A 12,312-nucleotide genomic window follows, 5' to 3' on the forward strand; every position below is an offset into this window, starting at 1 on the left:
GGAGGGATGGCTGAGCGAATGCTTCCTTTAGGTGCGTAGCATGCGATAGGTGCACCGTTTCGGTGAATCGAATGGCGTAATATCAAGAGGAATGGCGTGCAAGGCGTGCTGTAACATCATGTAGAGTCTTGTTACTTCAACGTTTTACCGCAAACGGCACGTTTTTTCCTTGTCGTTTGTCACAAGCCTGGGACAACGCTCCTGTAAGCCTTGAATGAATTCCAATGACATCGGCAACGAAGCCTGGACGCCCCATGGGACGTTCAGGCTTTTTTTGTGGGCTGGCTATGAAACTTGAGATTCCCGTCGGGCTGCTCTATTCGACGACCGGCACCTATCAACGCATCAGCAACAATGCACGCAGCGGCGCTTTGCAAGCGGTCGCCGACATCAACGCCGACGCGACGTCTGGCGTGACGCTGGTGGCGCATGAGTATGACCCGCGCGGTGAACTCGAGGCCTACCATCAGGGCGTCGAGGCCTTGTTGGCCCAGGGAGTGAACCACGTGGTAGGCACCACGACCTCGGCGAGTCGTAAGGATATCGTGCCTGACGTCGAGCGCGACGACGCCCTGTTGTGGTACGCCTGCCCCTACGAAGGTTTCGAGTGCAGCGAGAACGTGCTCTATTCCGGCGGTTGTCCGAGCCAGAATCTAGTGCCGCTGCTGGCCTATGCGCTGCGTGAGCATGGCAAGCGTGGCGTGCTAATCGGCTCCAACTATGTGTGGGGCTGGGAGAGCAACCGCATCGCCCGCGAGCTGGTGGAAGGCGCCCATGGTCGTATCGTGGCGGAGAAGTACTTTCACTTCGGCGATTGCGATTTCGACGCCATCGTCACCCGGATTCTGGAAGGCGCCACCGACTTCGTGCTCAACAACCTGGTCGGCGAGTCCTCCTATGCCTTCCTGGCTCAGCTAGATGCCGCCTGTGAGCGTCAGGGAATGCCCATTACCGTGCTCAGCTGCAACTTCACCGAGTGCGAGCTGCCGGCTATTCCTCGCCTTGGGCATGTGCGCCTGCTGTCTTGCGGACCCTGGTTCGATCATCCCGGCAACGGCTTCAGTGCGCGTCAACGGGTACGTCATGGTCCGCAGATCTATTCGAGCTGTTACACCAACGCCTACAACGCCGTGCAGTTGCTGGCACGGGCCTGCGACACGGTGGGTAGCGACGATCCGGCCGCGGTGCTGGCGTGGCTGCATTCAACCCCGCATCCCACCTTTATGGGCGAGTTGGCGTTTAATCCGCGCAACAACCATCTGGCACTGCCGTGCTGCATCGCCGAGGCGGGGGATGAGGGATTTCGCATCGTGCACCACGAAAGCGGCGTGCGGGATGCCGATCCCTACCTGACCCGCACCGGTCTCCTCCAGTTCCGCGACGTGGTCGGTGCTGCGCCTACGTCGCCCCACTTGAGGGTCGTGAAATGAATGCGGAAACCCTGACACCCCGGTTGCTGCTGGTGGACTGCGAGCCGCGTTCGCAGGAGATGCTCGACAAGAGCCTGGCGCGTTTGGGCTTGCATGGCTGGGCTGTGACCGAAGATGCTGATATCGCCCTGACCGATGTCGATGGAGTGATCGTCGAGCTGGATCACTTCGCCAGCCCGCGTCTGCTCGAAGCAGCGCACGCGGCGGGCCTGCCGATCGTAGCGATGACCCACCATCAGACGCTGTCGCAGATCCAGCGTGCGCGGCGACTGGGCGCTACGGCGATCCTCAACAAGCCGATCACCCAGCATACCGTCTATACCACGCTGGCCATGGCGAGAACATTGCGTGAACGGATTACCGAGCTCGAAACCGCCCATGACCGGCTGACCGTGCAGGTGGATCATCAAGGCCTCATCGCCCGAGCCGTGGCGCGCATCATGGTCAGCGCCGATCTGGATGAAGCGCAGGCGTTCGAGCGGTTGCGCAGCGATGCCATGTCACGGCAGCTCACCCTGGTACAGGCCAGCGAGCGGTTGCTGGCGCAGATGGCGCCCGTCCGTCGTCAGGGAGGGGCGTCATGACGGTGCTCAAAGCATTGCTAAAGCGCAAGACCGTGGCCATCGCGCTGCTCTATATCTTGATCGTGGTGGCGGCGGCGATCTTCGCCCCGTGGCTGGCACCGTATGATCCCGCCAAGCAATTCTTCGAGGGCCTGACGCTGGAGGGCGCACCACTGCCACCTAACGCCGATTACTGGCTGGGTACGGATTTGCTGGGGCGCGATTTACTCTCACGAGTCATCTATGGCGCGCAAACCTCGTTGATCATCGGCGTCGTCTCCAACGGCATTGCAGTGGTGATCGGCACGCTGGTGGGCGTGACCGCAGGTTTCGTGCGCGGTTGGCTGGGCTCGGTGTTGATGCGTCTGACCGATTTAATGATGGCCTTTCCGGCCTTGCTGCTGGCCATCGCGCTGGCGGCGATCCTGCAACCCAGCTTGTGGATCGTGGCCATGGTCATCGCCATGGTGAACTGGGTGCAGATCGCACGCGTCATTTATTCGGAAACGATCTCTATTTCGTCGAAGGACTTCGTCGCCGTCGAACGCACCATCGGCGTCAGCGCACCGCGCATCCTGTTTTCGCATCTTCTACCGCATTTGCTGCCGACCATTCTGGTCTGGGCCACTTTGGGCATCTCAACCACGGTGCTGCTCGAAGCCACGCTGTCGTTTCTGGGCGTCGGCGTGCAACCACCCAAGCCTAGTTGGGGCAACATCATCTTCGAGAGCCAGACCTACTTCACCTCGGCGGTATGGCTGGTGCTGTTCCCCGGCATTGCCATCATCGCACTGTCCCTGAGTTTCAACCTCGTCGGCGATGCGCTGCGGGATGAACTCGATCCCACGCTGAAAGGGAGAAGCTAATGGTCTGGTACATCGCCAAGCGCGTCGTCTATTCGCTGCTCATTCTGCTGGGGGTGACGTTCGTTACCTACCTGCTGCTCTACATGATTCCGGCCGACCCCGCACGGCAGATCGCCGGTCGCAGCGCCACCGCCGAGGTGGTGGCCAACATCCGCCACCAGTTGGGGCTGGACCTACCGTTCTACGAGCAGTACGTCCGCTATCTGGGCAACCTGCTGCAGGGCGACCTGGGGCGCTCCTACGTGCAGCGCTCGGAGGTCTCGACGCTGCTCGCCTCGCGAGTGGGCCCGACGTTACAACTGATGGTCGCCGGCATCGGCTTCGAGCTTCTGATCGGCATCACGCTGGGCATCGTCGCGGCGCTCAAGCGGAACTCGGTGCTCGACCAGGTGCTGATGGCGTTCTCGTTCATCGGCGTATCCTCGCCGCATTTCATCGCCGCGATGCTGGCGCTGTATTTCTTCGCGGTCTATCTCGGCTGGTTTCCGTTGGGCGGTTACGGCGGCGTCGAGCACCTGCTGCTACCGGCCATCACCCTAGGCGTGCTGGGCAGCGGTTGGTACTCACGCATGGTGCGCTCGTCGATGATCGACGTACTGCATCAGGACTTCATCCGCACCGCCCGAGCTAAGGGGTTGGGACGCGCTCGCGTGCTGCTGCGCCACGTGCTGCCCAACGCCATCGTGCCGGTGATTCCCATGATCGGCATCGACATCGGCATCTTCATGAGTGGGCTGGTCGTCGTGGAATCCGTCTTTGGCTGGCCCGGTCTGGGACAGCTTGCCTGGCAAGCCATCCAGCAGGTGGATATTCCGATCATCGTGGGCGTCACCATGCTCTCGGCGGTCGCCATCGTGCTGGGCAATCTCGTGGCCGATCTGGCCGTGCTCTTCGTCGATCCGCGCATCGACGTCACCAAAACTTGAACCTCAAGGGAACCCTGCCATGAATAACAAATTGAAAGGCTTTGCTCTCACCGCGTTGAGCGTTGCGATCAGCACACAGGCCGTCGCGCAAGACACGCCTCAATCCGGCGGCGACATCATCGTCACCTACCAGAACAACGTGGCGACGCTGGATCCGGCGATCGGCTACGACTGGCAGAACTGGTCGATGATCAAGAGCCTGTTCGACGGCCTGATGGACTATGAGCCGGGCACTACCGAACTGAAGACGGACCTCGCCAAGGATTACGCGATTTCCGAGGATGGCCTGACCTATACGTTCCATCTGCGCGAAGGTGTCAAGTTCCATAACGGCCGTGAAATGGTCGCCAGCGATGTGAAGTATTCGCTGGAGCGCACGATCAATCCGGAGACGCAAAGCCCCGGCGCCGGTTTCTTTTCGTCCATCGAAGGTTTTGATGAGGTGGCGTCTGGCGATGCCACTGAGCTTAGCGGTATTACCACGCCCGACGACTACACCGTCAAGATCCAGCTGTCCGCGCCGGATGCGGCCTTCCTGCACATCATGGCTCTCAATTTCGCCTCGGTGGTACCCAAGGAGTCAGTCGAGAAGTGGGGACGCGATTTCGGCAAGCATCCGGTGGGCACGGGCGCCTTCGCGCTTGAAGACTGGTCGCTTGGCCAGCGTCTGACCTTCGTCAAGAATGACGACTACTATCGCGATGGCATTCCCTATCTCGACCAGATCGACTTCGAGATCGGTCAGGAGCCCAATGTGGCGTTGATGCGCCTGCAGCGCGGTGAAGTGGATATCGCCGGCGACGGCATTCCGCCAGCGCAGTTCCTGCAGTTCCGCAACGACCCTGAGTTCAAGGAACTCATGGTCAGTGGCAACCAGTTGCATACCGGCTATCTGACGATGAATGTCACCATGCCTCCTCTGGATGACGTCAAGGTACGCCGCGCCATCAATATGGCGATCAATAAGGAGCGGATCGTACGCATCATCAATGGCCGTGCGATTCCCGCCAATCAGCCGTTGCCGCCCGCGATGCCCGGTTACGACAAAGATTACGAAGGCTATCCCTACGATGTCCAAAAGGCCAAGGCGCTGCTCGAGGAAGCCGGCTTCGGCGACGGCTTCGACACCGAGATCTACGTGATGAATACCGATCCGCAGCCGCGTATCGCCCAGGCGATTCAGCAGGACCTGGCGCAGATCGGGGTGCGCGCCGAGATCAAGTCGCTGGCGCAGGCCAACGTGATCGCCGCGGGTGGCGACAAGGACCAGGCGCCGATGGTGTGGTCGGGCGGCATGGCGTGGATCGCCGACTTCCCCGATCCCTCCAACTTCTGGGGACCGATCCTGGGTTGCGAGGGTGCGGTGCCTGGTGGCTGGAACTGGGCGTGGTACTGCAACGAGGAACTGGACGCCGAAGCCGAAGCGGCCGACGCCATGGTTGCGCCGGATCAGCAGGAAGCACGTGCCGAGCGCTGGGGTGAGATCTTCACCTCGGCGATGGACGATGCGCCTTGGGTGCCGATCTTCAACGAGAAACGCTTCACCGTGCATTCCGCTCGCATGGGCGGCGACGATGCTCTGTACGTGGATCCGGTCCACGTCCCCGTCAACTACGACTATATCTGGGTGAAATGATGTGCGACCACGGATTGATCAAGACCATTCACGGGCACCAATGCCATCTCGGATGGGATAACGCCATCGCCCCGGTTGCGCATGCCGCACCGGGGGCACGGCTGTCGTTCGCCTGCAACGACTCTTCGGGCGGGCATTTCACGCCGGATTCCGATGTCTCGGCGGTGGCCGACATGCCCTTCGATCGCATCAACCCGGTGACCGGGCCCATCTTTGTCGAGGGTGCCGAACCCGGCGATATCCTCGCGGTGCATATCGAAGACTTCACACCGTCCGGCTTCGGCTGGACGGCCAATATTCCCGGCTTCGGATTGCTGGCCGACCAGTTCGAGGCGCCTGCGCTGACGCTTTGGCACTACGATACACAACACATGACACCCGCGGCGTTCGGACAACACGCGCGGGTGCCCTTGAAACCGTTCGCCGGGACGCTCGGCGTCGCGCCGGCGGCACCGGGCACGCACTCGATCGTGCCGCCGCGGCGCGTGGGCGGCAATCTCGACGTGCGCGACATCGGCGCCGGCAGTACGCTTTACTTGCCGGTGGAGGTCGCCGGGGCGTTGTTCTCTATCGGCGATACGCATGCCGCCCAGGGCGATGGCGAAGTCTGCGGAACGGCGCTGGAAAGCGCCATGGACGTCTCTTTACGTCTCGACCTGATCAAGCAGACACCACTGGCGATGCCGCGTTTCTCCACGCCGGGACCGGTAACGCGGCATCTCGATGGCGCCGGCTACGAGGTCTTTACCGGCGTCGGCCCGGACTTGATGGAAGGCGCGCGCCAGGCCTTGAGCGGTGCCATCGAGTGGCTGGTCAAGACCCGCAACATGCCCGCCGAGCAAGCCTACATGCTGTGCTCGGTATGTGGCGATCTGCGCATCAACGAGATCGTCGACATGCCCAACTGGGTGGTGTCGTTCTATGTGCCACGCATCGTGTTCGAGTGAGGAGGGCGATGATGACGACGCAGCCGGGATCAGGCGAGCGACGGGTGCTCTCCGTCGAACGCTTGTCGATTGATATTTCGCACGAGCACGACACGCAGCGCGTGGTCGATGATTTGAACTTCGCGCTGTATGCCGGGCGCACGCTATGCATCGCCGGTGAGTCGGGCAGTGGCAAGTCGCTCTCGTCGCTGGCGATCATGGGCTTGCTGCCCAAGATGGCCAGGCTCCCGAGTGGCGCCATTCTCTACGGCGAACGGGACCTGCTGGAATTGCCCGAACGCGCCATGCAGCGTCTGCGTGGGCGCGAGATCGCGATGATCTTTCAGGAGCCAATGACATCGCTCAATCCGCTGATGACGGTCGGACAGCAGTTGGAGGAAACCATCCGCCGCCACAAGTTGGCCGAGGGTGGGCAAGCCACCCAGCGCGCCAGGGAAATGCTCGATGCCGTGCGTGTGCCCCATGTCGAGCAACGCCTCAAGCAGCATCCGCATGAGCTCTCCGGCGGCATGCGCCAGCGGGTGATGATCGCCATGGCCATGGTATGTCGTCCCAAGGTTTTGATCGCCGACGAGCCGACCACCGCGCTGGATGTGACGATTCAGGCACAGATCCTCGAGCTGATGCGTGAACTGCAGCGCGAGTTCGAGACCGCGCTGCTGATGATCACCCATGACATGGGGGTGGTCGCCGAGATGGCCGACGACGTGGTTGTCATGAATCAGGGCATCGTAGAAGAGTCGGCAACGGCCCGGGCAGTATTCACTGCACCGCAATCGGCGTATACGCGCAAGCTGTTGGCGGCGGTGCCTCGCTTGGGGACGGCGCCATCTCGGCTGCCCGTGCATGGCACGGACGTGACACGGCTGGAGGTGAATGGATTGCGCGTACGCTTTCCGGTCAAGCGGCGCTCGCCGTTCGAGGTGCGTCGCGAAGTGTGTGCCGTCGAAGACGTGAACTTTACGTTGGGCGCAGGCGAGACGCTGGGCATCGTCGGCGAAAGCGGCTGCGGCAAGTCGACCACCGGCAAGGCGCTGATGAACATGCTCGATTTCTCGGGCAGTGTCAGGCTCGACGGGCGTGAACTCAATGGCATGCGTGGCAGTGAACTCAAAGCCGTACGTTGTGACATTCAGATGATATTTCAGGATCCCTTCGCCGCACTCAACGCCCGCAAGAGCGTGGGGGAGCTGGTCGGCGAGCCGCTGCTGGTGCATGGCTTGGGTGACGCCGACGAACGCCAGCGGCGCGTGGCCGAACTGCTTGAGCAGGTCGGGCTGCCGGCCGAGGTGGCGCTGCGCTATCCGCATCAGTTCTCCGGCGGCCAGCGCCAGCGTATTTGCATCGCGCGAGCGCTGGCGCTCAATCCCAAGGTAATCATCGCCGACGAACCGGTATCGGCCTTGGATGTGTCGGTGCAGGCTCAGGTGCTGGAGCTGCTTGAATCACTCCAGCGGGAATACGGCTTGAGCTACGTCTTCATCTCCCATGATATGGCCGTTATCGAGCAGATATGCCATCGCGTGGCGGTGATGTATTGCGGACAGATCGTCGAGATGGGTTCCTGTCAGCAAGTGCTTCACAATCCGCAGCATCCCTATACACAACGCTTGCTTTCCGCCGTGCCCATGCCGGATGTGGATCAAAAACGGGATTTCGCGACCTTGTTGCACGTCACGGAGGTGCCCGACCCGATCAAGCCGCGTGGCCACCAGATGCCGACGCTGCGTTATGCCGAGTCACAAGCCGGGCATTTCGTCGCCATGGCCTGATCATACTTCGCCCCGCTGATGAGATAACGCCGCAACCGGGGCGGGGCGGAATCAAATACTGACTAGCGATTCCCACCAGCGCGTGAGGCTGCGTTGCCAGTCCGGTGTGTCCCGGTGCGCGTCACGTATATCGTTGAGATAGACCGTGGCGGTGAGCCCCGCCGAGAGTTGGACGTCCTCGGGCACGTCGTCAAGAGCGATGCGCACGGGGATGCGCTGCGAGAGCCGCACCCAGTCGAAGGAGGTGCTGACGTTCGCTAATCCGCTTCCTTGGCTGTCGAGGCTCTTGTCGGAGATACCCCGCGCGATGCTGTCGACATGCCCCCACAGTGGCTCATCGCTGGAGAGTAGCTGGATGCGTACCGGGGCGCCGATGTCGATGGCATCGAGCTTGGTTTCCTCGAAGTAGCCGAGCACATGGAAGCTGGCGGCGTCGACCAGGGTGACGGCGTCCTCGCCGGCCGAGACGTATTCGCCGGGGCGCAGCAGCAGGTTGGTGACATAGCCGTCGACCGGAGCGCGCACCGTGGCGCGTTCGAGGTCCAGCTTGGCCTGCTCGACCGCCACCTTGGCCTGCTCGACCTGGGCCTGGGCGCTGGAATAGGCGAAGCGCGCGTCGTCGCGGTCTTCCTGAGAGGCGTAGTCGCCGAGTTTCTGGCGGCGGGCGCTGGCGGCCTTGGCTTCCGCGCGTTGCTGTTCGAGGTTGTTGAGATTGGCCTTTGCCTCGGCCAATGCCAGTTCGTAGCGCTTCTTGTCGATGGTGAACAACGCGTCGCCAGCCTGCACGGCGTCGTTGTCCTCGACCTGAAGGTTCTCGACCAGGCCCGCGACGTCGGTGCCGAGGTTGATGACATCGGCCCGGACACGGCCGTCGCGCGTCCAGGGGTCGTGCATGTAGTGGTTCCAGATCTGCGCGATGGCGACCACGGCGATGGCGAGTATCACCAGTGTCAGCAGCGGGCGCACGAACTTGCGCGCGCGCGGGGAGAGCGTCATGGCGTCATCCTTCTTGTGGGTGGGCGATCGGCAAGGCGCCGGTCAGGGCGAGTACCGACCACAGCAGTAGGGCGTAGAGGGCGATGTCCACGAGCACCGGTTGCCAGAACCAGTGGTAGACGCCGAGGCGCGTGAATACCCGCCGCAGCAGAAGATAGAGCCCGAGCGCAACGAGTACAGGGACGGCCAGCGGCGGCACCAGAAAGCCGATAAATGCCCATTCAGCGAACATGCGGCGTCTCCTGCCGAGGCGGTGTTGCTTGTCGATCAAGCGACGCGGCCTGGGCATCGTCGTCGGCGCGGGCCTCCAGCGTGACACCGGGCGCCTCGCGCATGAGATGCCCCAGCATGGCGATTTCTCCCGCTGTGGCGACGGAGAGCTGGGCATCGTGATAAAAGCGGTCGACCCACTCGCGCGCCTGGTCGGAGAGTTGACGCCAGACCTCGGGCGAGTGGTGGCGCCGCGTGGTCAGGCGTTGGCCGATGTCATCCAGCCAGGCCTCGAGTTCCTGACGATGCGGGGCCAGTTCCTCGCGTAGCCGTCGAATGCGCCAGACGCACAACGCCAGGGCGTGCAGATCGAGCGCTTCGCGCAGCGTGTCATCCGTGCCGCCTAAAGCGACGATGCGCCCCAGGCGGTCGTAAAGACGACTCTCCAGACGCGCCCGGTTGGGCAATGTGGGCTCGCGCATCAAGCGCGCCACGCCTTGCCAGTAGGCGCCGAGCAGTGTGCGGATGCGCTCGGCGGGAGAGCGTTGCTGCATCAGCGAGTAGGTGATCATGGCGACGACCGTGCCGAGGACCGATGCCAGTCCGCCGTTGATGTAACGGGTCGGCGAGAAGTTGTAGGTCGATTGTAGATTGAGCAGCGTCATCAGGGTGATGGCGCCGGCCAGTCCGATCAGCGACCAGCGAGGATGCGGTGTCAGCAGGGTGCCGATGGCGACTGGAATGCCGATGGCGATGGCCAACAGCGGGAAGCCGTTGATGACTGGCAACACCAGGAAGAGCAGGACACCGCCGAGAAGCACGGCGGCGATACTCCCCCACATGAACTGGTAGACCACGGCGGCGGGGTTGGGCGCCTTGGCGAACAGCATGGTGAACACGCCCAGCAGCATCATCGCCAGGTAGCCGGAATGCCAGCCGCTGTGGACCCAGAACAGCCCCAGCAACTCGAAGGCGACGAATACACGCAGGGCGTTGAAGCGGGCTACGAAGTGCTCGTTGTGCGTGGTGCGAGTGCGCTTTTCGTGCGGCAAGGTATGCACTTTGGCCGAGGCTGGGTCGTTCAGTGCATGACGCAGGCGTCGACCGTGCTGTAGCAGGCCGAGCACTTCCCCGAGGCGCTGACGTACCAGTTCGGCGCGCACGCGGCTGCGTGGGCTCACCTGCTCGACGTCCCACTCGAAGTCCGGCAGCGTCAGCTTTTCCAGCGGCTCGCCGGCGGGCTGCTCGGCGATCATAGTGAGTAGCGGTGCGGCATGTGCATTCAATTGCGCCAGCCAGCGCTCGCCGTCTTCGCACGCGCGCAGATAGTCGATGGCGGTTTCCAGCTCGCGGATGGCGGTGATCAGCGCCAGGCTGTCACTGGCGAAACGGTCCAGTGCGGGAATGAAGTGGCTCAGACGCCGCGTTTCCAACCGGGCGAGGCCGCGCAGCTTCTCGAACTGTTGATAATGGCCGAGCAACGTCTTGAGGCGTGCGTCCTGGGTGTCGCGGGAGCGCTGGGTATCCAGGGCCGCGTGGGTTTCCTCGGCGGCGCTTTGTAGAAATTGGGAAAGCGCCTCGGGCAACGCCCGGCTTCCGAAGCGCGGGGCGATGAGCAGGTGCATCAAGACGCCGCAGCCGATGCCCAGCGCGGTTTCCGAGAAACGCCCCAGCGCGACGGTCCAGATGCTATCGATTCCTGTGCCGATGGCGGTCAACGAGACCAGCGTGGCGGTATAGCCGCTGAGCATCATCACGTAGCCCAGGTACTCGTCCTGCTCGAGCATCACCCAATACATGCAGAACGCCAGCCAGGCGCCAGCGAACAGCAGGTACAGCATGGGTTGCTGACCGAACAGCGCGATCAGCACCAGCCCGGCGATGGCGCCGAACAGCGTGCCGAAAAAGCGTGCCACGCCGCGCCCGAGGATGATGCCGATGGGTGGCGTGCCGCCGGTGAACATCACCGGCTGAAGGGTCACGATCATCACCGCGAGGATGGCCCAGGCGGGCTGGTATAAGTCGAGGCGCAAGGCGAGGAACAATGCCAGCCAGACGGCCAGCACGGTGCGTAACGCCAAGAGCCAATGATCGGTGGAAATGCGCAGCATAACGTCATCCGGCCCCGACCGCGTGGCCGGAGCATCAGGGAAAAAGCGATATAAATATTAGTCTGCGAATTATCTCAGCTCGTGCGACCTATGTCTAACCTCACCGTCAATCTCGCCGGGCCGAGCGGTGTGGCCCCTGGAATTTTGCGGCGTCGCCCTCACCTTGGAGAAATACTCTGCAGTGATATGTGCAGTGACAGCAGTGACAGAAAAGGAGAACGCAGGATGAGTTTTCAGGGCGAGCAACACCCCGGCGTCGAAACGCCGCCGACCGAGACGCAGGGCTTTCGTTTCAACCACACCATGCTGCGGGTGAAGGACCCCGAACGTTCGCTGGCCTTCTATTCGCGGGTCTTCGGCATGCGCGTGCTGCGCAAGCTCGACTTTCCGGAAATGCAATTCACGCTCTACTTCCTCGCCAACCTCGGCGATGACGACGCCGTGCCGGACGACCCGGCCGAGCGCAATGCCTACACCTTCGCGCAGAAAGGCCTTCTCGAGCTGACCCACAACTGGGGCACCGAAGACCAGGAAGGCTTTGCCTATCATGATGGCAACGCCGAACCCCAGGGCTTCGGGCATATCTGCTTCTCGGTGCCGGACCTGCATGCCGCCGTGGCCTGGTTCGACGCCAACCACGTCGAGTTCAAGAAGCGCCCGGACGACGGCAAGATGAAGGACGTCGCCTTCGTCAAGGACCCCGATGGCTACTGGATCGAGGTCGTTCAGCCCGAGCTTTCCAAAGGCCTGGGGCAATAAGCCACGCGATCGCATGAACCTTGAAAACCCGGTGCCGACGCATCGGGTTTTTTGATGCGCCAAGGCATGCGCATGGCGGAGATATTACGTTGAAAG

At 62.4% G+C, this 12,312-nt stretch carries 11 protein-coding genes; 8 read left to right on the plus strand and 3 right to left on the minus strand.

The annotated features are described in order from the left end of the window. The first annotated feature begins 287 nt into the window (after positions 1-287). Genes L1071_RS09720 through L1071_RS09750 form a run of 7 tightly spaced genes read left to right on the plus strand, consistent with a single transcriptional unit; the run spans position 288 to position 8,140 of the window. Complete coding sequence (locus L1071_RS09720; RefSeq protein ID WP_246973724.1) at positions 288-1,430, plus strand: transporter substrate-binding protein; 1,143 nt, start codon at positions 288-290, stop codon at positions 1,428-1,430. After that, entirely contained in the window at positions 1,427-2,014 is a 588-nt protein-coding gene (locus L1071_RS09725; RefSeq protein WP_246973736.1) for an ANTAR domain-containing response regulator, read from the plus strand. Before L1071_RS09720 ends, L1071_RS09725 begins: the two co-directional genes overlap by 4 nt. Next, on the plus strand, positions 2,011-2,859 hold the full coding sequence (locus L1071_RS09730) for an ABC transporter permease (RefSeq protein ID WP_246973739.1): 849 nt from the start codon (positions 2,011-2,013) through the stop codon (positions 2,857-2,859). Before L1071_RS09725 ends, L1071_RS09730 begins: the two co-directional genes overlap by 4 nt. After that, positions 2,859-3,785, plus strand: coding sequence for an ABC transporter permease (locus L1071_RS09735; RefSeq protein ID WP_246973742.1), 927 nt, complete (start codon positions 2,859-2,861; stop codon positions 3,783-3,785). Before L1071_RS09730 ends, L1071_RS09735 begins: the two co-directional genes overlap by 1 nt. A 19-nt stretch (positions 3,786-3,804) precedes the next feature. Then, a complete protein-coding gene (locus tag L1071_RS09740) occupies positions 3,805-5,421 on the plus strand; it encodes an ABC transporter substrate-binding protein (RefSeq protein WP_246973745.1) in 1,617 nt (538 codons plus the stop codon). Continuing rightward, on the plus strand, positions 5,421-6,368 hold the full coding sequence (locus L1071_RS09745) for an acetamidase/formamidase family protein (protein WP_246973748.1): 948 nt from the start codon (positions 5,421-5,423) through the stop codon (positions 6,366-6,368). Before L1071_RS09740 ends, L1071_RS09745 begins: the two co-directional genes overlap by 1 nt. An 8-nt stretch (positions 6,369-6,376) precedes the next feature. Further along, positions 6,377-8,140 (plus strand): ABC transporter ATP-binding protein, encoded by a 1,764-nt coding sequence (locus L1071_RS09750; protein WP_246973751.1) that lies wholly within the window; start codon positions 6,377-6,379, stop codon positions 8,138-8,140. Positions 8,141-8,191: 51 nt separating this feature from the next. Here L1071_RS09750 and L1071_RS09755 read toward each other — a convergent pair whose 3' ends face one another. Genes L1071_RS09755 through L1071_RS09765 form a run of 3 tightly spaced genes read right to left on the minus strand, consistent with a single transcriptional unit; the run spans position 8,192 to position 11,457 of the window. Continuing rightward, positions 8,192-9,136, minus strand: coding sequence for an efflux RND transporter periplasmic adaptor subunit (locus L1071_RS09755; protein ID WP_246973768.1), 945 nt, complete (start codon positions 9,134-9,136; stop codon positions 8,192-8,194). 4 nt (positions 9,137-9,140) lie between these two features. Further along, complete coding sequence (locus L1071_RS09760; RefSeq protein ID WP_246973771.1) at positions 9,141-9,368, minus strand: DUF1656 domain-containing protein; 228 nt, start codon at positions 9,366-9,368, stop codon at positions 9,141-9,143. After that, a complete protein-coding gene (locus tag L1071_RS09765) occupies positions 9,358-11,457 on the minus strand; it encodes an FUSC family protein (RefSeq protein WP_246973774.1) in 2,100 nt (699 codons plus the stop codon). Before L1071_RS09765 ends, L1071_RS09760 begins: the two co-directional genes overlap by 11 nt. A 225-nt stretch (positions 11,458-11,682) precedes the next feature. Here L1071_RS09765 and gloA point away from each other — a divergent pair, with 225 nt between their 5' ends. Beyond that, positions 11,683-12,216, plus strand: coding sequence for a lactoylglutathione lyase (gene gloA, locus L1071_RS09770; protein ID WP_246973781.1), 534 nt, complete (start codon positions 11,683-11,685; stop codon positions 12,214-12,216). Positions 12,217-12,312 lie beyond the last annotated feature (96 nt).

Origin of the sequence: Chromohalobacter sarecensis, from assembly GCF_023061135.1 — a bacterium.
Classification (GTDB): domain Bacteria; phylum Pseudomonadota; class Gammaproteobacteria; order Pseudomonadales; family Halomonadaceae; genus Chromohalobacter; species Chromohalobacter sarecensis.